The organism is Mycobacterium sp. (assembly GCF_032162105.1).
GTDB lineage: Bacteria > Actinomycetota > Actinomycetes > Mycobacteriales > Mycobacteriaceae > Mycobacterium.
In genome coordinates, this window is the sequence record NZ_JAVRPS010000705.1 from 1 (window position 1) to 20,549 (window position 20,549).

The following is a 20,549-nucleotide window of genomic DNA, read 5'->3' on the forward strand; positions in this document are numbered from 1 at the left end:
GCCGGCTATCCCTCCGATCCGCCATTCCTGTCGCCTGGCGCCGAGACGCTCACCGCGGAGCACAAAGACAAGTCACTGATCTTCATCGCGTATCCGCTGCTGCAGATCGCGATGGGCCCCGCCTACATGTACTGGCTCAAGACACTTCCGCTCGGCGCAGGCAAGATCGAGCTGCAGCTCGACATCTGCATGTCGCCGGCCGCGCTCGCCGCGCCAGGGGTCGAGGAACGCCGTAGCCAGCTGATCAAGACGATCTGCGACATCCACCGCGAAGACATCGACGCCTGTACTGCCGTCCAGCGCGCCGTCCGCTCCGGTGTGACCGGAGTCGGCCGGCTGTCGCACCTCGAGCGACCGTTGTGGGAGTTCTACCGCTACCTCGGCCGCGAGCTCGGAATCATCAGCAACACCGCCGATCTCGCGTCGACAGGGTAGGGGAGCGCACATGACCACCACACTGAATGGGCAGCCGTCGCAGACTCATACGGCAGGCGACGTCACGGAGGTCGCCGAACGGCTGGCGGCGTCCGGCGTGAAGTACGCCGCGATCAGCTTCGTCGACATGCACGGCAAGCCGAAGGCCAAGATGGTGCCGCTCAACCACCTCGATCAGGCGTCGCGCGGTTCGGAGATGTTCACCGGCGCAGCCCTGGACGGGGTACCCCAAGACGTCAACGACGACGAGGTGGCACCACACCCCGACCTGGACGCGGCGATCATCGCCCCGTTCAACCGCGAGATCGCCTGGTTCCCTGGCGATCTCTGGATCGGGGAGACCCCGTTCGAGGCGTGCAGCAGGCAGATCCTCAAGCGTGTGACGGCGGACGCCGCGACGCTGGGCTACACGTTCAACCTCGGCATCGAGACCGAGTTCTTCCTGCTCACCGACGACCGCGCCGGAACACCGCAGCCTGCCAGCCCGGATGACAATCTCGACAAGCCGTGCTACGACCTTCGCGGCATGCTGCACAACTACGCGGTCGTCGACGAGATCGTCTCGGCGATGAACGAGCTGGGCTGGGACGTCTACTCATTCGACCACGAGGACGGCAACGGCCAGTTCGAGACGGACTTCACCTATACCGACGCGGTGTCGATGTCGGACCGGCTGGTGTTCTTTCGCATGATGGTCGGCGAGATCGCCCGAAAGCACGGGCTGTTCGCGTCGTGGATGCCCAAACCCTTCGCCGACCGGACCGGCAGCGGCGCCCACTACAACATGTCGCTGGCCGACAGTGCAGGCGTCAACCTCTTCGCCGAAGCGCACGATCCCCGCAACTGCGGCCTGTCGAAACTCGGCTATCAGTTCATCGCAGGAGTGCTACGCCACGCGTCGGCGATCTGCGCGGTGATCGCCCCGACGGTCAACAGCTACAAGCGACTCGTCAAGCAGGGCAGCATGTCCGGGCTGACGTGGGCGCCGATCTTCGCCTGCTACGGCGACAACAACCGCACCAACATGCTCCGTATCCCCAGGGGCGGCGGTCGGGTCGAGTGCCGTGCTGCCGACAGCGCCAACAACCCCTATCTGGGTGCGGCGCTGATGCTCGCTGCAGGACTGGAGGGCATCCGGGAGGGGCTCGACCCTGGCGACCCCAACCGGGACAACCTCTACAACCTGTCGGAGGCCGATCTGCTCGAGCGTGACATCGGCTGGCTACCCCGCTCCCTCGGGGATGCGATCGACGCGCTGGAGGCGGACCCGCTGGCGCGCAACGTGTTCGGCGATGTCATGTTCGACTCGTACGTTACCGAGAAGCGCGCTGAATGGGACTCCTTCACCGCACACGTGTCGTCATGGGAAACCGACCGCTACCTGAGGTTCTGGTGATGACGGCGGGATGCCCGGTCGCGGTGGTGACTGGCGGAGGCCGCGGCATCGGCGCGGGTATCAGCAAGGCGCTCGCACAGCATGGATTCCACGTGGTGATCGGGTGGACCTCCGACGAAGCCGCCGCGAAACAAACCGCGGCGGATATCGAGGAGGCCGGCTCGACCAGGACGGTCCTGGTTCGCGGCGACGTGTCCGACCAGCAGACGTCTGCCGACCTCGCCGCAGCTGCCCTCGCTGAATTCGGGCGACTGGATTGCTGGGTGAACAACGCCGGCTACATGGAGGCCGGGTCGATCCTGACGCTGACCGGCGATCAATTGCGGCGCTGCTTCGAAATCAACTTGCTGGGGACGTTTTACGGCATTCAGTGTGCCGCCGAGGCGATGCGGTCTTCCGGCGGGCTGGAGCCGAGCGACTCGGGGAAGGGTATCCGAGGCCGAATCATCAACATCTCCTCGGAGGCAGGTATCCGTGCCTGGCCGCTCTACGGAGCGTATGCACCCTCGAAGTTCGCCCAGATAGGCCTTGGGCAGGTGGCGGCCTTGGAGCTGGGCGGCATTGGCATCACCGTCAACACGGTGTGTCCCGGCATCATCGAGACCGATATGGTGCTCAACAAGTGGGCCGCCGAATCGGCGATCACGGGGACTTCGATTGACCGGATTCGCGCCGACGTCACCGCCGAAACGCTCACCGGCGCGCTGTGCAAGCCCGAGGACGTCGGGGAAGCGGTTGCGTGGTTGGCGAGCCCGGCAGCGAAAAACGTGACCGGACAGTCCATCTGTGTGAACGCCGGGGTGACGTTGCATTGAAGCACCGATGGGATGAGCTCACTTCGGCACAGCTCGCCGACCGCATCGACGCCGACCCGGACTGCGTGGCGCTGATCCCCGTCGGGGCCACCGAACAACACGGACCGCATCTGCCGGTCGGTACCGACACGATCATCGCCACCGAACTCGCCGAGGCCGCGGCTGGGGAGTCGGCTGTGGTGCTGCCGGCGCTCGCCTTCGGCGCCAGCTTCTTTCACGGATCCAGACTGGCAGGCACGGTGGCGTTCTCGGGTGAGGAGACCGCCGCGACGGCCCTCCTGGTCGCCGAGGCGTGCGTCGACTCGGGGTTTCGCCGGGTGCTGTTCGTGAACGGTCACGTCGGCAACGCGGCCCCGCTCTGGATCGCCTGCGACGGGTTTCGCCGGGTGTTCGCCGACCGCCGGATCGGTGTCATGCAGTGGTGGGACCTGACCGCCGACATTGCCAGGCGCGCGACCGAGGACGCGGTCGACTGGCACGCCAACGCCGCCGAGACGTCGATCATGCTGGTGCTGCGACCGGAATTGGTCGACACCGACAAGATGCAAACCGCCGACGATCCCGATCGGACGGAAGGTACCGTCTTCCGCTACGCGGTTCAGCACGTGTCGACCAACGGCGTGACGGGCTACCCATCGCGGGCGTCGAAGTCGTTCGGCCTCGAGCTCTGGCGCGACGTGGTCTCGGCCGCACGCGACATGGTCGAGCGCGCACACGACGAGCTCCCGCCGCTGGGCTAGCGGCCGCCGTAGGATGCACGTCGTGCCGACACCCGAACGCAGGGCGCAGGTCCGCGCCATCGGACGTCCACGCAACGACGCCGACGCGGCGCCGACGGCCTCCCCGCGCGCGGGGATCGTGAATGCCGCGACGAAGCTCTTCTCCGAAAAGGGCTATGCGCAAACGACGATGAGCGACATCGCCCGCGCATCGGGCCTGCAGCAGTCGTCGCTGTACTACTGGTTTCGCAACAAGGAACAGCTGTTGCAGGAGACCTTGCTCGTCAACCGGGCGCCGTTGAAGTTCATCGCGGAGGTGGGCGCCGGGTCCGGCTCGCCGGCCGTCAAGCTGTACCGGCTGCTGCGGTTCGACACCATGCAACTGGCGATGTCACCGATCGACTTCAACGAGATCCAGCGCATCGCCCACGAGCAGCGCAGCGAATTCCACCAGTTCTGGACGGATTACGAACGGCTCAAGGATTGGGTCGTCGACCTCATCGGGGCGGCGATCAGCGAGGGCAAGTTCATCGACTGCGACAAGCAGGACACCGCCGGGTTACTGCTCAACTTCGACGAGGGTGCGCAGAAGCGGACGCGACTGCACACCGACCAGGGCGACCGGGTGGAGGAGGCGATCCGCGTCGGCGAACAGGTCGCGATCATCGCCGTGCGCGGACTGCTCAAGCGGCCGAGCGAGATCGAACGCATCCGCGCACAGTCCGCCCAATTCGACGATGCCGCCGTCGCCCTGCGCATCGCCCAGCCGCCGCCGGACTGATCGGACCTGCCCGCTATTCGCGACCGGCCGACACCCACGACAGGTCGGCGAACCGATTTCCCGACACCGCGGCGCCCGCCGCGTCGAGCGTCGCCAGCTGATCGTCGGTGAGTGCCACGTCCAGCGAGCCGAAGTTCTCCTCGACGCGGGCCGCGCGGCGGGTGCCGGGAATCGGCACCGCCGCCACCCCGAGTTCGTCGGCGCGGTAGCGCAGCCAGGCCAGGGCGACCTGCGCCGGGGTGGCCTCCCGCTGGTCGGCGACGGCGCGGATCACGTCGACCACCGCCAGGTTGGCCTCGAGGGCGCCGTCGGCGAACCTGGGCATCCCCCGCCGGAAGTCCGATCCCGAGGCCAGGTCGGACGCGGACCGCACGGTGCCGGTCAGGAACCCGCGACCCAGCGGCGAGTACGGGACGAAGCCCACGCTGAGTTCGGCCGCGGCGGGCGCCACGTTGAGTTCGACGTCACGGCTCCAGATCGACCACTCGCTCTGCACGGCGGCGATCGGATGGACCGCGGCGGCGGCGCGCAGCTCGCCCGCCGTCACCTCGGACAGCCCCAGGTGGCGGACCTTGCCCGCGGCGACCAGTTCGGCCATCGCACCGACGGTCTCCTCGATCGGCACGGACAGGTCCCGGCGGTGCATGTAGTAGAGGTCGACGACGTCGGTGTTCAGCCTGGTCAGGCTCTCGTCGATGCACTCGCGGACGTAGGCGGCGTCGCCGCGGGCGGCGAGCCGGCCCGCTGCCCGGTCAGCCGGGTTGCCGACGATGCCGAACTTGGTCGCCAGCGTCACCTCGTCGCGGCGGTCGGCGAGCAGTCGGGCGATCAGCCGCTCGTTGGCGCCGCCGCCGTACACGTTGGCGGTGTCGATGAACGTGACGCCCAGGTCGATGCTGCGGTGCAGCGTGGCCAGGGAATCGTCGTCGTCCACCTCGCCGTACACCGGCGTCAACGCCATTGCGCCGAAACCGATTGCGCTGACCGTCAATTCATCGCCGAGTGTGACTGTTTCGGTCATCAAGCGCTCTTTTCTGCCGTTTGCGGTCAACAGCCTCGTCCAACCGGCTCGGCCGAGAATCTGTTCCTTCGCTGTGAACGGGGCGTATTTTGGTGGTAACTCGATGTGAGTCATGTCACAACAGGAGGCGCCCAGTGCGGATCTCAGACGTGTTGAAGAACAAGGGTGGTTCGGTATCGACCGTAGACCCGGACATGACGGTGAGCGAGCTGCTCGAGGGGCTCGTCACGCGCAACATCGGCGCGATGGTGGTGGTCGGCCCGCGCGGGCTGGTGGGCATCGTCTCGGAGCGCGACGTGGTGCGCAAGCTGCACGAGTTGGGCGTCGAGATCCTCGGTCGGCCGGTCTCGGAGATCATGACGGCCCAGGTGATCACCTGTACGCCGGCCGATTCGGTGGACAGCCTCAGCGCCCTGATGACCACGAACCGGGTACGGCACGTGCCGGTCATCGACAGCGGAGAGTTGGCCGGCATCGTCAGCATCGGCGACGTGGTGAAGACGCGCATGGAGGAACTGCAGACCCAGCAGGAGCAGTTGGAGGCGTACATCACGCAGGGCTGAATACGCTAGGCCCGTGAACAGCGTCGCGGCTCGACCCGCCACCCGCGCCGACATCGGTGCCCTGTCCGTGACGTTGGGCCGGGCATTCTTCGACGACCCGGTGATGTGCTGGATGCTGCCGGACGCTGACCAGCGCCGACGCAAGCTGCATCGGTTGTTCGCGGCGCTCACCCGGTATCACCACCTGTCCCGCGGTGGCGTCGAGGTCGCACCGGACGGCGACGGTATCGGCGGCGCCGCACTGTGGGATCCGCCGGGACAGTGGGCGCACACCCGCGGCGAGGAGCTCCGGGCAATGCCGTCGCTGCTACTGGCGTTCGGCATGTCCCTGCGGCGGGGTCTGGAGGCCGAGGAGCTCATGAAGAAGGCCCACCCGGAGGAGCCGCATTGGTATCTGGCGGTCATCGGCAGCGACCCGGCGGTGCGCGGCAAGGGGTTCGGTCAGGTGTTGATGCGGTCGCGGCTGGACCGCTGCGACGCCGAGCACGCGCCCGCCTACCTGGAGTCCAGCAATCCGGACAACGTGCCCTACTACCAGCGGTTCGGCTTCGAGGTCACCGGTGAGATCAAGCTGCCCGGCCGAGATGGCGTTGCCGGCCCCAGCCTGGTCCCGATGTGGCGGGCGCCGCGCTAGCGCCAGGAGTACTCGGCCCGCAATCTCGTCGCCACCACCTCGAAGGTGGCACGGCCGAGGACCGCGCCCTCGCGGCGGATGCCCTCCTCGGGGACGTCGAGCACCCGGTCCAACCGGACCCAGCTGGCCCGGCCGCCGTAGTCCCAGTCGCCGCGGCCGATCCCGACCCAGTCGCGGTCGGCCTGGTGGCGGTCCTGGCTGGACAGCATGAGCCCGAGCAGCGTGGCGCTGTCACGACCCACTACCAGCACGGGGCGGTCCTTGCCACGGGTCGGATCGTCCTCGTAGACCACCCAGGTCCAGACGATCTCGCCGGGGTCGGCCCGGCCGTCGAGATCGGGCGAGTAGACGATCCGGCGGGCCCGGTGGGCGGTCGGGACACTGCCCTCGGTGACCGGCCGTCCGGCGGTGACCGCCGGCTGCACCTCGCTCGAGGCCCCTGCGAGGGCGCTGAGGCCCGCGTCGAGGCCCATCTTGAGGCCCTGCTGAATGCCGCGCTGCAGGGTGTCGGCCTTTGGCAGCTGCCGGATCAGCTTCGGTGCCTCGTTGAACACCAGGTGTTCCGCGAGACGTTGGAACGTCTTCCACTGCGACGCCATGATTTCGAGCATAGGTGCGGGCCACGATTGTGTCGTCGCGATGGTTGCTCGATACCCTGGTACTGCCCACGTCTTCGCCTGGGCCCCGCCCGACCAGGAGATTCCCATCAGCAGTTTCGCCGACCAGACCTTCACCGCGCCGGCCCGGATTCGGAACTTCTGCATCATCGCCCACATCGATCACGGCAAGTCGACACTCGCGGACCGCATGCTGCAGCTCACCGGCGTCGTCGCCGACCGGGACATGCGCGCCCAGTACCTGGACCGGATGGACATCGAGCGCGAGCGCGGCATCACCATCAAGGCGCAGAACGTCCGGCTGCCCTGGGTGGTCAACGACGAAGAGTTCGTCTTGCATCTGATCGATACGCCGGGCCACGTCGACTTCACCTACGAGGTGTCACGCGCATTGGAGGCCTGTGAGGGAGCGGTGCTGCTCGTCGACGCCGCCCAGGGCATCGAGGCCCAGACGCTGGCCAACCTCTACCTGGCCCTCGACCGTGGCCTGACGATCATCCCTGTGCTCAACAAGATCGACCTGCCCGCCGCCGACCCGGACCGGTACGCCGGCGAGATCGCCCACATCATCGGGTGCGAGCCAGAAGAGGTGCTGCGGGTGTCCGGCAAGACCGGCGACGGTGTCGTCGAACTGCTCGACGAGGTGGTCCGGCTGGTGCCTGCACCGATAGGCGACGCCGACGCCCCGGCCAGGGCGATGATCTTCGACTCGGTCTACGACATCTACCGCGGCGTCGTCACGTACGTCCGGGTGGTGGACGGACAGCTCACCCCGCGCGAGAAGATCAAGATGATGTCCACCGGGACCATGCACGAACTGCTGGAAGTCGGCATCGTCTCACCCGAGCCCAAACCCACCACCGGCCTTGGCGTCGGCGAGGTCGGCTATCTCATCACCGGAGTGAAGGACGTTCGGCAATCCAAGGTCGGTGACACCGTGACGTCCGCCCGCAATGGCGCCACCGTGGCGTTGACCGGCTACCGCGAACCCCGGCCGATGGTCTACTCGGGGCTCTATCCGGTCGACGGCTCCGACTACCCGAACCTGCGCGACGCGCTGGAACGGTTGCAGCTCAACGATGCCGCCCTGGTGTGGGAGCCCGAGACCTCGGTGGCACTGGGCTTCGGCTTCCGGTGCGGTTTTCTGGGTCTGCTGCACATGGAGATCACCCGCGAGCGCCTCGAGCGGGAGTTCGATCTCGACCTGATCTCGACCTCGCCGAACGTGGTTTACCGGGTCGAGGTAGAAGGAGGGGCTGACGGCTCCGATTTGATCGTGACGAATCCCTCGGACTGGCCCGACGGCAAGGTCCGCGCCGTCTACGAACCCGTCGTGAAGACGACGGTGATCGCCCCCAGCGAATTCATCGGCACGATCATGGAACTGTGTCAGTCCCGCCGCGGCGAGCTGGGCGGCATGGACTATCTCTCGCCCGAGCGCGTCGAACTGCGGTACACGATGCCGTTGGGCGAGATCATCTTCGACTTCTTCGACTCGCTGAAGTCGCGCACCCGCGGCTACGCCAGCCTCGACTACGAGGAGGCAGGCGAGCAGGAGGCCGATCTGGTGAAGGTCGACATCCTGTTGCAGGGCGAGCCGGTGGACGCGTTCAGCGCCATCGTGCACAAGGACTCCGCGGCGGCGTATGGCAACAAGATGACCACGAAGCTCAAGGAGCTCATCCCACGCCAGCAGTTCGAGGTGCCGATCCAAGCCGCGATCGGCTCGAGAATCATTGCCCGCGAAAACATCCGGGCCATCCGCAAGGACGTGTTGAGCAAGTGCTACGGCGGTGACATCACCCGCAAGCGCAAACTGCTGGAGAAGCAGAAGGAAGGCAAGAAGCGGATGAAGACGATCGGGCGGGTCGAAGTCCCGCAGGAAGCCTTCGTCGCGGCGCTGTCCTCCGACGCCGCCAGCGACAAGCCGAAGAAGTAGCAGATGCGCCACGGCGCGCTCGGTGACCGAAAGGACGCATTGCGCCTCTCCGTCCGTCACAATGACCCGATGAGGCATGGCCCGGCGACACCCGGTGCGGTGGCCCGCGCGTCTGCGGTGTGTGTCGCCGTCGCGATGGCGATGTTGTTGTCGGGGTGCACCACCACCGTTTCTGGCAACGCGTTGCGCGACAAGGACGCCGCCCCGCTCGACGTCGCGCCGTTGAAGGAATCGCAACTCGACGACGTGTTGCTCAGCATCGACGAGATCAACTCCATCCTCGGCTCCACCGACATCGAGGTGGTCGACGAGACGAAACAGATGTCGGACAACTCGCACGCCGTCTCCGACCCCGACTGCCTCGGAGTGATCTTCGGTGCCGAGGAGAAGGTGTACGACGGCAGCGACTGGACTGCCGTCCGCGACCAGGTCTCTCGCGAACCTGGGGACGACAAGGACCACTGGGTGCAGCAGACGGTGGTGCTCTATCCCGCGGCGGTTGACGCCAAGAAGTTCTTCGACGACTCCAAGTCCACGTGGGAGCAGTGCGGCGGCTTCTCGGTGGCCGTCGACGACTCCGAGTCGAGTTACATCTGGGAGGTCGACGACGTGGGGGCCAAGGACGATCTGCTCACCCAGGTGACCACTCAGGAGGACTCCGGCGGCTGGGAGTGCCAGCATGCGCTGTCCCTGGTGTCCAACGTGACGGTCGAGACGTGGGCGTGCGCCTTCGGCATCAAGGGCCAGGCCGTCGAGATGGCCCAGGAAATGATCAAGAACGCGGCCAAGAAGTAGGTCGCGCACGCTCAGCGGGGGAGTAACCCGTCCAGCACGACGCGGACCAGCCGTTCGCGCTGGCGTTGGTCGCGCTCGGGTTGTTCACCGACCCACGCGATCGCGGCGGCCAGGTCGAGCACGTCGTCGAAGTCGATGTCGGCGCGGATGAGCCCTGCGGCACAGGCGCGGTCCACCAGTGCCGCGCCTGCGCGGCGCGCCAGCATGCAGGTGCTCTGCTCGCCTGCCGCCGCCGGTGGCGGACTGGCCAGGGTTTGGGCGAGTCCCTGAAACATGCTGCCCTGCGCGATGTAGGCGCCCAGCCAACGGTGCAGTGCGTCGACGGGATCTGCGTCGTCGAGCAGTGCGGTACCGAGCCGATGGATGTCGGCCAAACCGTCGTCGATCACCGCCAGCACCAACTCGTCGCGGGTGGGGAAGTGCCGGTACAGCGTGCCCGGCCCGACTCCGGCCGCACGGGCGACGTCGTCGAGCGAAGCCGTCACTCCGTTGCGCGTGAACGCCTCCAGCGCTGCGTCGAGCAGTAGGCGGCGATTGCGGGCCGCGTCGGCGCGCATCGGCCGCACATCAGATGCCGGGGTCAACCGAACCTCCCGTAGACAAACGGAGACTGTCTCCATATATTTACCGGAGGCAGTCTCCGCATCCTATCCCGAGGAGTTCCGTACGTGTTGATCACCTTGACGGCATTTCCCAATCCCGCCGATCCGTCCGGCCTCAACGGTGTGCTCGCCGACGTCGAAGCCGCCTCGGCGGCCGGGTTTCCGCGCATCTGGTTCCCCCAGCTGCCGCCGTCGGCGGGGATGGCCAGCTGGGACGCGTTGACCACGTTGGCGCTGGCGGGAGCCCGCACCGCAGGCATCGAATTGGGCACTGGCGTGGTGATCGCATACACCCAGCACCCGCTCGCGCTGGCTCGGCAGGCGTTGACCGCCTCGGCGGCCGCCGGGGGTCGGCTGCTGCTCGGCATCGGTGTCAGCCACCGCTTCCTGGTGTCGGACATGTTCGGCTACTCCTACGAGGCGCCTGCCGCGTTCCTGCGGGAGTACCTCGAGGTACTGGCGCCCGCGTTGGCCGGTGCACCGGTCGACCATCACGGCCCCCGGATCACCGCCGTCGGGCAGCTGGACCTTCCCCAGGCCCCGCCGCCGCGGCTGATCGCCGCCGCGTTGGGACCGCGGATGCTCGACATCGCCGGCCGGCTCACGGACGGCACGGTGACCGCCTGGACCGGATTGAAAGCCGTTGAGCGCCAGATCATCCCCGGGATCACCAAGGCCGCGGAGGCGGCGGGCCGGCCGGCTCCGCAGGTGATCGTCGGGCTTCCGGTCAGCGTGACCAACGACGTGGCGGCCGCGCGCGCTGAGATCGGCGGCATGTTCAGCCCCGGCGACCTGCCCGCCTACAAGGTCATGCTCGACCTCGAAGGCGTCGCCGACATCTGCGTCTTCGGTGACGAGCAGCAGGTGGCCGCCCAGCTACGCCGGTTCGCCGACGTCGGCGCCACCGAGTTCAGCGCGTTCCCCGTCGGTGACGCCGCCACGGTCGCCCGCACGATCGAGGTGCTGGCAAGTATTTGAGCCCTCAGGAGATCTCGAGCGCTCCCGGCCCCGGCGTCGCCTCGATGTCGCGGGCGCCGAGTCGGGTGTGGCCGCCGTCGCAGGTGAGTTGCACGGAAACCGGTTCGCCGCAGCCGCGGTGGGTGAGCCGCACCGCGGGGCCTGCCTCGTCCGCGGTCCAGCGGTCACCCCATTGCATCAATGCCGCCACGACGGGGAACAGCTCACGACCCTTGGCGGTCAAGCGGTACTCGTATCGGCCGCGACCACGGTCGTCCTGGTACTCCACGCGCTCGAGGAGTCCGTGTGCCACCAACGTTTTCAGCCGCGCGGCGAGCAGGTTTCGCGCACACCCCAGCGCGGCGTGGAAGTCATCGAAGCGTCGCAGGCCGTAGAAGGCCTCGCGCAGGACGAGCAAGGTCCACTTCTCGCCGACCACGCTCAGCGTCCGCGCGATCGAACAGTTGGCCGAGCTGTAGCGGAACCGTTCTGTGGGCATGCCTGTAGATGATAGCTGGGTTGACTTTCTATACCCACCTCTTCTAGGTTTACAAAATAAACCCAACGCTCACCGTGGAGGTATGACCAATGCCCATGCTCGATGCCTACATTCCCGCCGGCGCGCTCAGCCACGATGCCGAACATGCGCTGATGTCCGAGCTGACCGACCTGCTGTTGCGCCACGAAGGCGCCGATCCGACCGATCCGCGGGCCCGGGCCATCGCCTGGGTGTTCCTGCACCGACCCGCCACCGTCTACGTCGCAGGCAAGCCGGCGGCCGAACCTCGCTACCGGATCGTCGCGTCGGTGCCGGAGGGGCAGTTCGACGACGAGCGCCGCGCCGCCATCGTGCGCGAGGTGACCGATGCGGTACTGCGCGCCGAAGGAGCCGCGCATCCCCACGACCCGAACCGGGTGTGGGTGTTCACCAACGAGATTCCCGACGGCACCTGGGGTGGCGCCGGCCGGATCAACACCTTGGCCGACATCGTCGGTTACATCATTGACGACCCCGAAGCGGGCCGCGCCTACGCCGAGCGCCGGCTGTCCGGACGCAGGGCCGCCATCGTTTCCGGCTAACTGCCCTGTTCCGGACCGCCGACCTCACCCAGGTTCGACGGACTGCGCCAGGTTTTCCAACGTTCAGGTCCACTGCAGTTGCGGTGATTTCCACGAGTTGATCGGGGTGGGCGAGCTCGGTGACTTGCTGTCGGCGCGGACGACCTGACTGAATCCCAGGAGTGCGAAGGTGGATTCATCCAGGTAGCCGACATCGGGGTTGTTGCGGGTGATCACGAGACACCACCAGAAATGGCAGGTGTTTCGGCGTTGACCATTTCTTCGTGGAACATGTCCATGTAATCCGAGTTGAGGTGGTCGGTCTTCTTGGTCAGCGACGCGAACTCGTACTGTTGCTTCGGCATGTCGTCACGGATCGCGACCATCGGGTCTTCGAAGTCGCGGATGTATCCCACGGCCAGCCCACCCATTTGGTAACCCATCAGCTTGAGCAGATCGTCGTCGAGCGTGCGCGCCACCTCGATCGGCGTGGAAAGGTACTGGTTTTCCTCCTGGCGGACCCAGCCCACGCAGTAGGTGATGTTGATCCCCTGGCGAACCGACGCCGATTTGTTCGCCGCCGCGCCGTGGTACACCTTGCCGGAGTAGAAGAACATCGAGCCGCGCTCCATTTCGGCGCGCACGATCCTGGGATCGTCGTCCTCGTAGGTCTGCTTGCCCTCGATGAGGTGGCTGCCCGGCACGATGCGGGTCGCACCGTTCTCGACGGTGAAGTCGGTCATCGCCCACATGGTGTTGCACTGCACGTCATAGTCGAGCGGGAAGGGAAAGAAGTCCCAGGCGAGCTCGTCGCGGTGCAGGGGCTGATGGGTCTCGCCGGGAAGGACGGAGATCACCTGGGTGAGGTGCAGTTGGTAGACCGTGGCCTTGTGCAGCAGATCGGCGGTCGTACCGAGTGCCAGCGGGTGGGTGACGAGCTCGCGGCTGACCAGCGAGCGCGGGATCAGCGAGCCGGTTCGCCGGGTCAGCCGGCCGACGAAGTCGTCATTGCCCGTGGGCGTGAGGTCGATGTGCTCTTCGAGCTCCTCGGCGACGCGGTCCATGACCTCGTTCGAGACGAGGTTGTCGACGATGACGAATCCGTTTGCGCGGATCGCCGCGGCAACTTCGGCAGACGTTGCGGTGGGCGGCAGGTGGTATTTGGGCATTGAGCAACTCCGATCGCGAGATGGCGCGGGGGTAGGGTGATTCCTGTGAAAACAGCCTGGAAACCTCGCCGATGAGGCGGCGTCGTTGACAGCGAAAGTGAATCAGTCTCAGGTTTCTCAAGCGCTGCCGAACAGTAAGGGCCTCGTTACACCGGCCCGGCTCGCGGACCTGATGGTCCCGGTGATGTCCCAGGTCGGCGCGCGGCGCTCGGCCACCCAGTCCCGCAGCCAGGAAAAGATGGAACGGGTCCTGCGCGCCACTGCGGCGCTCCTCGACGAAAGCGGGGCCGAGGCCGTCACCACGACCGCGGTGGCCGCGCGAGCCGAGGTGTCCATCGGTTGGCTCTACAACTTCTTCGACGACCGCCAGGCGCTGCTCGAAGAGGTCATGGTCACCGGGTTGGTCGACCTCGACGGTCGCTGGGATGCAGTGGGTTTCAGCCTGGCCGGCCCCGATTGGCGGGCCAGGGTGGCGGCCGGCCTCGAGGTCGTGATCGACTTCTTCGACGCGTCCCCGGGTTTCCGGTCGCTGTGGTTCTCCGCCGACTTCTCCGGCCGCATGCTGCAGGCAAACCGGCTGCACGACGACGCCCTCGCGGCCTACCTGGCGGCCACCGCCACCGCTACCCGACCCGACGCGCCGGACGTTCCGCTGGGGATCGTCACCCAGGTGTTCGGCGGCATGATCGACAAGGGCCTCGACCTCGCCTATCGCAACGACCCGGCGGGCGACAAGAACATGCTCGCGGAGATGTCACGCGCCTGCATCGACTACCTCGGCTGCTTCCTGCGCTAGAGACGCGAAAGCATCGGCCTGACAACCTGATTGCCTGCGTTCCAAAGGCGCGTCACCCACCGGTTCAAAACCACGGTGATTCGAACCGGCGGGTGGGCGCCTACGCGCTGGATCGGCCCACGGAACATCTGGCCTCACAAGGCATTATGCCGCTGAGTCCTTCGGGCCGACTCGACGGTGGTGGGTTCGACCGCGATCGTTGCGGATCGTTGCGGCGGCCGCGACGCTCTAGCGTTTCGCGGTAAGGGGGTTGCCCAACGATGGACGAGTTTCGAAGCACCGCGCACATGATCGAGGTCGAGCTGCTGTGGCAATCAGTCGGCCGGATCTGGCCGTGGATCGTCCTGGCGATCGGTGCGCTGGTCGTCGTCGCGGGTGCGGTGGTGTTCTCGCCATGACGCCGAGGCCTCGAGCGGACCATCCCTGACCTGGTCCGGATAGGAAGTTCATGCCCAAGCCCGCCGACGACCGGCCGCTCTACTACTCCGCGTTCGTGATGAACACGCCGTCGCACGTCATCCACGGCTTGTGGCGCGACGAGTCGGCGGCAAACCACGAGATCAACTCCCTGAGCCACTGGGTCGAGCTCGCCCGCTACCTGGACGGCGCGGGCTACGACCAGATGTTCTTCGCCGACGTCACCGGCTTGCGCTCACCGTGGAACGGGTCCTACGAGCTGGTCGCCGAGCAGGGCATGCAGATCCCGACCAACGACCCGTCCGTGCTGATCTCGGCGCTGGCCACCGCCACGCAGAATCTGGGATTGGTGTACACCAGCTCGATCGCCCAGGCTCTGCCGTTCGACTTCGCCCGCCGCATCTCCACACTCGACCACTACACCGGCGGCCGGGTCGGCTGGAACATCGTCACCAGCTTCTCCGACAACACCTACCGCAACTTCGGCCACGACAAGCTCGTCGAACACGATCTGCGCTACGAGATCGCCGAAGAGTACGTCGACGTGGCCTACAAGCTGTGGGAGGGATCCTGGGACGAGGATGCCCTGCGCGCCGACAAACAGGCCGGGGTGCACGCGGATCCGTCGAAGATCCACAAGATCAATCACGTAGGCCCGCACTATTCGGTGGAGGGACCGCACTTCGTCACACCCTCGCCGCAACGGACGCCAGTGCTATTCCAGGCGGGTGCATCACCGGTGGGGCAACGTTTCGCGGCTCGCAACGCCGAGGGCGTGTTCATCTCCAGTCCCGACCCCGAGTCGGCCCGCGGACTGATCGACGAAACCCGGGAACTGGCAGCCGGTTACGGACGCGACCCGTACGACGTGAAGTTCTTCCAGGGGCTGTCGCTGGTGGTGGGCCGCACCACCGATGAGGCCAGGGAAAAGGAAGCCCGGATGGAGGAACTGGTCAGCGTCGAAGGCGTCCTCTGCCACATCCTGGGCGACGCGGGGATCGACGCAGGCGCGCTTCCGCTGGATACACCAGTGTCCGAGCTGGGCGAGTTCCGCGGTGTGCAGGGGTGGGCCCGGTGGGCGGGGGAGGCCGCAGGCACCGCCGAGCCGACGATCGCCGACCTTGGGCGAACGTTCGAGCGCAGCAGCCGGATCGTGGGGTCGCCGGAGGAGGTCGCCGACAAGCTCGAGGAGTGGCGCGACGCGGGCATCGACGGCGTGAACGTCTTCCACGCAACGCGACCGGGAACGTTCCGCGACATTGCCGAGTTGCTGTTCCCCGAACTGCGCAAGCGTGGCCTCATCAGCATCGACAAGTCGGGAACGTTGCGGCACAAGCTCTCCGGCGGCGGCGGGGACCGGCTGCCGTCGACGCACCCTGCCGCGAAGTACCGCGGCGCATTCGCCGACAACTCACTTGCCGACAAGATCTCGGAACCGCTGACGTTGCCCGCCCGGGTCTGAACCCAGTCCGGGCGGGTGGATTTCCTCGCAATGATCGCAAACCTCGGTTGCCGCAGTGCGCCGCCATAGGTTTCAGAGGTATTGCGGCCATGTAACCGCGTGCACCGCAAAGTGATTCGACATCGACCGCTCTGGAGAAGGATGCCGCCAATGACCGACCTCGCCGTAGCCGAATCGACCACCATCGTTGATACCGTGCCCGCCACGGGCTCCGAGGCGGGTGCCGAACCGGCTGCGGCGCCGCAGGAGGGAAACCCTGGGCTGGTGGCGCTCCCGCTCGTCATCGCGGGCGGATTCGGGCTGGGCTTCACCAACACCGGTATCGTCGACGTCGCTGCCGCAGCCGTCCCGATTCTGCTGTCGGCCACCGCGGTCGGCCTTCTCATCGCGACGATCTGGGCCGCCGCGCTGGGTCAGAACGTCAATGCGACGGTGTACGGCGTGTTCTTCGGGTTCTACGGCAGCTATGCCGCGCTGTCGCTGGGTCTGACTCACGACTGGTTCGGGATCGCCGCGGCCGACGCCGGTCAGGCCACCGCATTGTGGCTGGGCAGTTGGTTGTTCACCATCGGAGTGCTGACCGTGCTCCTGCTGCGGCTGCCCTGGACGTACCCTGTCCTGCTGTTGGTCGTCGACATCGCGCTGGTGCTGCTCCTGATCGGCAACCTCGCGGACAGTGCGGTCGCCACCAAGGCCGGCGGTTGGTTCGTCTTCGTGTTCGTCGCGATCGTCGTCTACTTCTACGCCGCGTCACTGTGGGAGGAGACCGGCGGGCGGTCCCTGCCGCTGGGCCGTCCCTTGGTCGGGTAGAAGCGTATTCGATTGCGGCGCAGCGATCGAGTTGGCACGTTCCCGTGGGGTCGTTGCGCCCCAAATGCCGTAGGTCTCCGGTGTGCGCACGGCGTGATCGCGGCACTCGGAGATGACCGGGCAGTCACGGCAGATGCGTTTGGCTCGTTCCTCATTCGCGCGACGATTCCGCCGCCTCGTGTCCTCTGGAAAGAAGACCTCCGACGGTAGGTTCACGCACCTGCCGCGTCGCTGCCACATCCAATCCTCGACGATGGGCCGCGGCGGGCGGGCTTCCGCTCGTGTCGGCACGTAGCTGCTGGCCGTGGCCATCGCGCGTCCTCCGATCTCGGGCGGGTAGCACCCATCCGCACCCGCACCGTCATGATCGCGTGACGGCGGGCGTCAGACCACATATCGGATCCGCATGAACTCAGCTCCGGGTCATCGCGGATTCTTCTCGCCGGCCTCGACGGCGATGGTCAGCCTGTTCTCGGAGGGTGCCACCGGGCACGTCGCGAAGTCGGTGAACGAGCACGGCAAGTTCGTCGCCCGGTTGAAGTCGAGCGTCACCGTCCCGTCGGCGTCGGGTACGCCAACCGAAAGTGACCTGGCGCCGGGGTATGTCGTCACGCCGCTGGTGGCGTCGGTGAAGAGCACGTGCAACGCCCCGTCTGGGCGGCCGAAGGCGATCAATTGAGCGGCGGTACCGACCACTTCGAAGTCGATTGTGCCCAGGGCGGTGTGGTGGTGCTCGAGTCCTTCGACGACGGCGCCCGTTGTTACGGTCTTTGGCTCCTCGTACGGTGTGAACGTGCCGGTGACACGCCACCGTTCGCTAGGCGCGTAGGCGGGGATGCCGTTGTATTGCTCCAGGTGCGGCGACTTCGGATCGTGCAGCCGCAACGCGACTGAGCCAGTGCGACGAATGACCTCGATGCGACGATCCCCAGCGGCGACGAACAAACCTGGTGCGCCCTCAGCGGGTTCGAGCCGCTCGGTTCCGTCGATCCCCTCGACGTACACCGCTTCGGCGTCCGCTCGCCAACGACCAGGAAGATCCGCGACTGTCTCGAATTCGTCGGTGAGCCAGTACAAGCCGGTGATGCTCACCCAGCCGAGTGGATCACCGTAGTAGCTTTCGCGTTCACCGTGCCATTGGTTCCACGCCGCCTCGAATGTCGCGACTGCGGTGTCATCGGTAGTGGTCATGATCCTTGATTCCTTTCTAACCCGTGGCGCTGCTGTCGGTCTCACCGCGCCGTCGGCGCGTCAGCGGTTCGCGAAGCCCGAGGTGGCCGCGCAGTGTCGTCGACGTGTACTCAGTCCGGTATACGCCGCGTTCCTGGAGTTCGGGCACCAACCAATCGACGATCTCGTCGAGCCCGCCGGGCACGATGTACGGCGAGACGTTGAAGCCGTCGGTCGCGCCTGCGCGTACCCAACGTGCGAGCTCGTCGGCCACCTGGCCCGGCGTACCGACGAATCCAGAACGCTCCGACGTCTCGATGGCGACCTGGCGCAGCGATAGGTTCTTGGCCTCGGCGAGCGCACGCCACTCTCTTGCGATGGCGATCGGGTCCCTGCCGTCCCTGGCCGCACCGCGGGTCACCGAGATCGGTGCGGGCACCGGATCGTCCTCGGGGAGTGGACCGTCGGGGTCGCGATCGGAGAGGTCACGCCCCCACACCTGACCGACGAGGGACAACGCGGTCTGCCCGGTGTACTGGCCGTCGAGCACCCAGCGTCGCTTCTCCTCCACCTCCGACGCGTGCTCCGCCAGCACGATCTGGGTCCCCGGCAAGATCTTGATGTCGTCGGCAGGCCTGCCTGCGGCGAGCAGCCGCGCGCGGATGTCGTTCGCGAACGCGAGCGCGTCGTCGAAGTGCGTGCCGTGGCGCGAGAAGATGACGTCGGCATTGGCCGCCGCGAAGTCCCGACCGGTCGGCGAATCCCCGGCTTGGAAGATGACCGGATGCTCCTGCGGACTGCGGGGCAAGGTCGCGTCGAGCGAGATGTCGAACTGCGACGTCGAGATGTCGACGTGCCGTGGAGCATGGGCGTCTTGGTCCCACGAATCCCAGATCGCGCGCGCCGCACGAATGAACTGTCCGGCCCGTTCGTAGCGCAGTGCGTGATCGAGGAAGCCGCCGCGCCGGAAGTTCTCCCCGGTCCACGCGTTGTCGGTGGTGACGGCGTTCCACCCGGCCCTGCCTCCGGAGAGAACGTCCAGGCCTGCGAGGCGCCGAGCCAAGTCGCCCGGCTCGTTGTAGGTGGTGTTCTGCGTGGCGACCAGACCGATGTGTTCGGTGATGCCTGCCAGCGCGGCCAATTGTGCGATGGCGTCGGGGCGACCGGCGATGTCGAGGTCCAGGATCTTGCCGTCCTGTTCCCGCAGGCGAAGACCCTCGCCGAGGAAGAACGCGTCGAACAATCCGCGCTCGGCGGTCGTGATCATGCGACGGAAGGTCTCGAAGTCGATCTGCGAACCGCTGGCCGGATCCGACCAGATGGTGGTGTGGTTGACGCCCTGGAAGAAGACGCCGAAGTGCACCTGCGCTTTGGAACTCATCAGACCCTCGCATAACGGTTGGCGGGCCGAGCCAGACAGAGGTTGGTCCTCAGCGACGACCCGGGTACCGGTCGATGTGCCAGGCCGGAGGCGAACAATGCGGGAAGCACGTGCCGCCCGAGCACTGGCAGATCCTCGTCGATCACAGTGGGGAACAGCCGGACGCCATCGGCGTGGCCTGCCAGATCGGTCAGCAGCTCCACGAATCCGGTTGGCGAGCCGGAGTATTCGAGCCGCGGGTGCACAGCGGCCTGCTCGTGCCGGTTCAGCGCGGCGAGACGGTCCGCGGCAGATGCCTGCGGTGTGTCGAGCGTGACGGCGATCTCGATGAACGTCAACCCGCTGCTGCTGGTCGCTGCGTCGCGCTCCGACTCGGTGGCCAGGACGACGTCGACCCGTTCGCGGTCGGCCTCGGTGCCGAACACGACCAGTTGGCCCTGCGGCGGTCTCGGCACGATGGCCGGTCCCTTCACCGTGAACGCCTCACCCTCGAAGTCGACGTAGTGCAGCTTGTCCCGGTCCAGGAATCGCCCGCTCGCGTAGTCGCGGATGACGGCGTCGTCCTCCCACGAATCCCACAGGCTACGGACCACGGTGATGGAATCCCGTTGCTCGCGGTCCAGGTCGACCTCCTCGGTGAGAATCGGCCTGCCCCACGCGCCTGCCGCCGCCGGATCTGCGACGCGAGCGGCGATCCAGCCGCCACGGCCGCGTGACGAGTAGTCCAGGGTGGCCAGCTGCGACGACGTGTGGAACGGCTCGGCGTATGTGGTTTCGACGACGGGAACCAGGCCGATCGTCGACGTCGTGGCAGCGACGAACGACGCCCGGTTGACCGCATCGACGCGTCCCCTGATGCCGGTCTTCGGGGGCACGATCGAATCGTCGAACGTCGCCAACGTGAAACCCGCATTCTCGGCCGCGCGCACCCTCTGGGTCAGCGTGCGCCCGCTCAGCGACTCGCTCGGCGGACGGTGCGCGCGGCGCCACGCCGCCGGATGGCTTCCCTCG

General features: G+C 66.8%; 25 protein-coding genes. 15 read left to right on the plus strand and 10 right to left on the minus strand.

All coding sequences use genetic code 11. From position 1 onward, the window contains the following. From QOC69_RS35665 to QOC69_RS35685, 5 genes are all read left to right on the plus strand, one after another. On the plus strand, positions 1-435 hold a 435-nt coding region (locus tag QOC69_RS35665; protein ID WP_526447480.1), incomplete at its 5' end, for an SRPBCC family protein. A gap of 10 nt (positions 436-445) precedes the next feature. Further along, complete coding sequence (gene glnT, locus QOC69_RS35670; RefSeq protein ID WP_526447482.1) at positions 446-1,831, plus strand: type III glutamate--ammonia ligase; 1,386 nt, start codon at positions 446-448, stop codon at positions 1,829-1,831. Beyond that, a complete protein-coding gene (locus QOC69_RS35675; protein WP_526447484.1) occupies positions 1,831-2,646 on the plus strand; it encodes an SDR family NAD(P)-dependent oxidoreductase in 816 nt (271 codons plus the stop codon). The genes glnT and QOC69_RS35675 overlap by 1 nt, the downstream gene beginning before the upstream one ends. Beyond that, positions 2,643-3,386: a creatininase family protein gene (locus QOC69_RS35680; RefSeq protein WP_526447486.1), complete on the plus strand. Its 744-nt coding sequence runs from the start codon at positions 2,643-2,645 to the stop codon at positions 3,384-3,386. Before QOC69_RS35675 ends, QOC69_RS35680 begins: the two co-directional genes overlap by 4 nt. Positions 3,387-3,408: 22 nt before the next feature. After that, positions 3,409-4,146 carry a TetR/AcrR family transcriptional regulator gene (locus QOC69_RS35685; protein ID WP_526447488.1) on the plus strand — a complete coding sequence of 246 codons (738 nt, stop codon included), beginning with the start codon at positions 3,409-3,411 and terminating at the stop codon, positions 4,144-4,146. A gap of 13 nt (positions 4,147-4,159) precedes the next feature. On the opposite strand, the gene QOC69_RS35690 is transcribed toward QOC69_RS35685, so the two are convergent. Next, the gene (locus tag QOC69_RS35690; protein WP_526447490.1) at positions 4,160-5,167 is read right to left on the minus strand and encodes an aldo/keto reductase; all 1,008 of its coding nucleotides are present in this window, start codon (positions 5,165-5,167) and stop codon (positions 4,160-4,162) included. Positions 5,168-5,301: 134 nt separating this feature from the next. Here QOC69_RS35690 and QOC69_RS35695 point away from each other — a divergent pair, with 134 nt between their 5' ends. Then, positions 5,302-5,730 (plus strand): CBS domain-containing protein, encoded by a 429-nt coding sequence (locus QOC69_RS35695; protein WP_526447491.1) that lies wholly within the window; start codon positions 5,302-5,304, stop codon positions 5,728-5,730. Between the two features lie 13 nt (positions 5,731-5,743). After that, complete coding sequence (locus QOC69_RS35700; protein ID WP_526447493.1) at positions 5,744-6,364, plus strand: GNAT family N-acetyltransferase; 621 nt, start codon at positions 5,744-5,746, stop codon at positions 6,362-6,364. Here QOC69_RS35700 and QOC69_RS35705 read toward each other — a convergent pair. Continuing rightward, a complete protein-coding gene (locus QOC69_RS35705; protein WP_526447495.1) occupies positions 6,361-6,963 on the minus strand; it encodes a type II toxin-antitoxin system PemK/MazF family toxin in 603 nt (200 codons plus the stop codon). The two genes, QOC69_RS35700 and QOC69_RS35705, sit on opposite strands and share 4 nt — an antisense overlap. Before the next feature lie 40 nt (positions 6,964-7,003). On the opposite strand from QOC69_RS35705, the gene lepA reads away from it, so the two are divergent. Continuing rightward, the gene (gene lepA, locus QOC69_RS35710; protein WP_526447497.1) at positions 7,004-8,920 is read left to right on the plus strand and encodes a translation elongation factor 4; all 1,917 of its coding nucleotides are present in this window, start codon (positions 7,004-7,006) and stop codon (positions 8,918-8,920) included. A 69-nt stretch (positions 8,921-8,989) separates the two neighbouring features. Further along, positions 8,990-9,715 (plus strand): sensor domain-containing protein, encoded by a 726-nt coding sequence (locus tag QOC69_RS35715; RefSeq protein ID WP_526447499.1) that lies wholly within the window; start codon positions 8,990-8,992, stop codon positions 9,713-9,715. Between the two features lie 11 nt (positions 9,716-9,726). Here QOC69_RS35715 and QOC69_RS35720 read toward each other — a convergent pair whose 3' ends face one another. Beyond that, positions 9,727-10,272 carry a TetR/AcrR family transcriptional regulator gene (locus tag QOC69_RS35720; protein ID WP_526447501.1) on the minus strand — a complete coding sequence of 182 codons (546 nt, stop codon included), beginning with the start codon at positions 10,270-10,272 and terminating at the stop codon, positions 9,727-9,729. A gap of 111 nt (positions 10,273-10,383) precedes the next feature. On the opposite strand from QOC69_RS35720, the gene QOC69_RS35725 reads away from it, so the two are divergent. Further along, on the plus strand, positions 10,384-11,295 hold the full coding sequence (locus QOC69_RS35725) for a TIGR03564 family F420-dependent LLM class oxidoreductase (protein WP_526447503.1): 912 nt from the start codon (positions 10,384-10,386) through the stop codon (positions 11,293-11,295). A 4-nt stretch (positions 11,296-11,299) separates the two neighbouring features. Here the strand turns inward: QOC69_RS35725 and QOC69_RS35730 are convergent, their stop codons facing one another. Beyond that, positions 11,300-11,773 carry a winged helix-turn-helix transcriptional regulator gene (locus QOC69_RS35730; RefSeq protein WP_526447505.1) on the minus strand — a complete coding sequence of 158 codons (474 nt, stop codon included), beginning with the start codon at positions 11,771-11,773 and terminating at the stop codon, positions 11,300-11,302. 89 nt (positions 11,774-11,862) lie between these two features. Between QOC69_RS35730 and QOC69_RS35735 the strand changes: the two genes are divergently transcribed. Then, a complete protein-coding gene (locus QOC69_RS35735; RefSeq protein ID WP_526447507.1) occupies positions 11,863-12,354 on the plus strand; it encodes a tautomerase family protein in 492 nt (163 codons plus the stop codon). Positions 12,355-12,417: 63 nt separating this feature from the next. On the opposite strand, the gene QOC69_RS35740 is transcribed toward QOC69_RS35735, so the two are convergent. Together QOC69_RS35740 and QOC69_RS35745 are read right to left on the minus strand one after the other, a co-directional pair. Further along, positions 12,418-12,570, minus strand: a complete 153-nt coding sequence (locus QOC69_RS35740; protein WP_526447509.1) for a hypothetical protein — start codon at positions 12,568-12,570, stop codon at positions 12,418-12,420. Then, positions 12,567-13,502, minus strand: a complete 936-nt coding sequence (locus tag QOC69_RS35745; RefSeq protein WP_526447511.1) for a phytanoyl-CoA dioxygenase family protein — start codon at positions 13,500-13,502, stop codon at positions 12,567-12,569. Before QOC69_RS35745 ends, QOC69_RS35740 begins: the two co-directional genes overlap by 4 nt. Positions 13,503-13,686: 184 nt before the next feature. Between QOC69_RS35745 and QOC69_RS35750 the strand changes: the two genes are divergently transcribed. From QOC69_RS35750 to QOC69_RS35765, 4 genes are all read left to right on the plus strand, one after another. Further along, complete coding sequence (locus QOC69_RS35750; protein WP_526447513.1) at positions 13,687-14,298, plus strand: TetR/AcrR family transcriptional regulator; 612 nt, start codon at positions 13,687-13,689, stop codon at positions 14,296-14,298. Between the two features lie 260 nt (positions 14,299-14,558). Then, positions 14,559-14,696, plus strand: coding sequence for a hypothetical protein (locus QOC69_RS35755; protein ID WP_526447515.1), 138 nt, complete (start codon positions 14,559-14,561; stop codon positions 14,694-14,696). A 50-nt stretch (positions 14,697-14,746) separates the two neighbouring features. Then, positions 14,747-16,177, plus strand: coding sequence for an LLM class flavin-dependent oxidoreductase (locus tag QOC69_RS35760; RefSeq protein ID WP_526447517.1), 1,431 nt, complete (start codon positions 14,747-14,749; stop codon positions 16,175-16,177). A gap of 150 nt (positions 16,178-16,327) precedes the next feature. Further along, positions 16,328-16,987, plus strand: coding sequence for a GPR1/FUN34/YaaH family transporter (locus QOC69_RS35765; protein WP_526447519.1), 660 nt, complete (start codon positions 16,328-16,330; stop codon positions 16,985-16,987). Here the strand turns inward: QOC69_RS35765 and QOC69_RS35770 are convergent. The 4 genes from QOC69_RS35770 to QOC69_RS35785 all read right to left on the minus strand — a co-directional run. Then, positions 16,928-17,299, minus strand: a complete 372-nt coding sequence (locus QOC69_RS35770; RefSeq protein WP_526447521.1) for a WhiB family transcriptional regulator — start codon at positions 17,297-17,299, stop codon at positions 16,928-16,930. The genes QOC69_RS35765 and QOC69_RS35770 overlap by 60 nt on opposite strands. 111 nt (positions 17,300-17,410) lie before the next feature. Then, the gene (locus tag QOC69_RS35775) at positions 17,411-18,178 is read right to left on the minus strand and encodes a DUF1684 domain-containing protein (RefSeq protein ID WP_526447523.1); all 768 of its coding nucleotides are present in this window, start codon (positions 18,176-18,178) and stop codon (positions 17,411-17,413) included. Between the two features lie 16 nt (positions 18,179-18,194). Next, positions 18,195-19,538: an NtaA/DmoA family FMN-dependent monooxygenase gene (locus QOC69_RS35780; RefSeq protein WP_526447525.1), complete on the minus strand. Its 1,344-nt coding sequence runs from the start codon at positions 19,536-19,538 to the stop codon at positions 18,195-18,197. Continuing rightward, positions 19,538-20,549 (minus strand): LLM class flavin-dependent oxidoreductase (locus tag QOC69_RS35785; protein WP_526447527.1); only part of this gene is annotated, 1,012 nt, incomplete at its 5' end. The genes QOC69_RS35785 and QOC69_RS35780, both read right to left, overlap by 1 nt.

What these genes read in the sequence shown, in the direction of transcription:
- glnT (WP_526447482.1), top strand. Translation starts at nt 446, where the DNA reads ATGACCACCACACTGAATGGGCAGCCGTCGCAGACTCATACGGCAGGC.
- QOC69_RS35675 (WP_526447484.1), top strand. Translation starts at nt 1,831, where the DNA reads ATGACGGCGGGATGCCCGGTCGCGGTGGTGACTGGCGGAGGCCGCGGC.
- QOC69_RS35690 (WP_526447490.1), bottom strand. Translation starts at nt 5,167, where the DNA reads ATGACCGAAACAGTCACACTCGGCGATGAATTGACGGTCAGCGCAATC.
- QOC69_RS35705 (WP_526447495.1), bottom strand. Translation starts at nt 6,963, where the DNA reads ATGGCGTCGCAGTGGAAGACGTTCCAACGTCTCGCGGAACACCTGGTG.
- lepA (WP_526447497.1), top strand. Translation starts at nt 7,004, where the DNA reads ATGGTTGCTCGATACCCTGGTACTGCCCACGTCTTCGCCTGGGCCCCG.
- QOC69_RS35715 (WP_526447499.1), top strand. Translation starts at nt 8,990, where the DNA reads ATGAGGCATGGCCCGGCGACACCCGGTGCGGTGGCCCGCGCGTCTGCG.
- QOC69_RS35720 (WP_526447501.1), bottom strand. Translation starts at nt 10,272, where the DNA reads ATGCGCGCCGACGCGGCCCGCAATCGCCGCCTACTGCTCGACGCAGCG.
- QOC69_RS35730 (WP_526447505.1), bottom strand. Translation starts at nt 11,773, where the DNA reads ATGCCCACAGAACGGTTCCGCTACAGCTCGGCCAACTGTTCGATCGCG.
- QOC69_RS35735 (WP_526447507.1), top strand. Translation starts at nt 11,863, where the DNA reads ATGCCCATGCTCGATGCCTACATTCCCGCCGGCGCGCTCAGCCACGAT.
- QOC69_RS35745 (WP_526447511.1), bottom strand. Translation starts at nt 13,502, where the DNA reads ATGCCCAAATACCACCTGCCGCCCACCGCAACGTCTGCCGAAGTTGCC.
- QOC69_RS35750 (WP_526447513.1), top strand. Translation starts at nt 13,687, where the DNA reads ATGTCCCAGGTCGGCGCGCGGCGCTCGGCCACCCAGTCCCGCAGCCAG.
- QOC69_RS35755 (WP_526447515.1), top strand. Translation starts at nt 14,559, where the DNA reads ATGGACGAGTTTCGAAGCACCGCGCACATGATCGAGGTCGAGCTGCTG.
- QOC69_RS35760 (WP_526447517.1), top strand. Translation starts at nt 14,747, where the DNA reads ATGCCCAAGCCCGCCGACGACCGGCCGCTCTACTACTCCGCGTTCGTG.
- QOC69_RS35765 (WP_526447519.1), top strand. Translation starts at nt 16,328, where the DNA reads ATGACCGACCTCGCCGTAGCCGAATCGACCACCATCGTTGATACCGTG.
- QOC69_RS35770 (WP_526447521.1), bottom strand. Translation starts at nt 17,299, where the DNA reads ATGGCCACGGCCAGCAGCTACGTGCCGACACGAGCGGAAGCCCGCCCG.
- QOC69_RS35775 (WP_526447523.1), bottom strand. Translation starts at nt 18,178, where the DNA reads ATGACCACTACCGATGACACCGCAGTCGCGACATTCGAGGCGGCGTGG.
- QOC69_RS35780 (WP_526447525.1), bottom strand. Translation starts at nt 19,538, where the DNA reads ATGAGTTCCAAAGCGCAGGTGCACTTCGGCGTCTTCTTCCAGGGCGTC.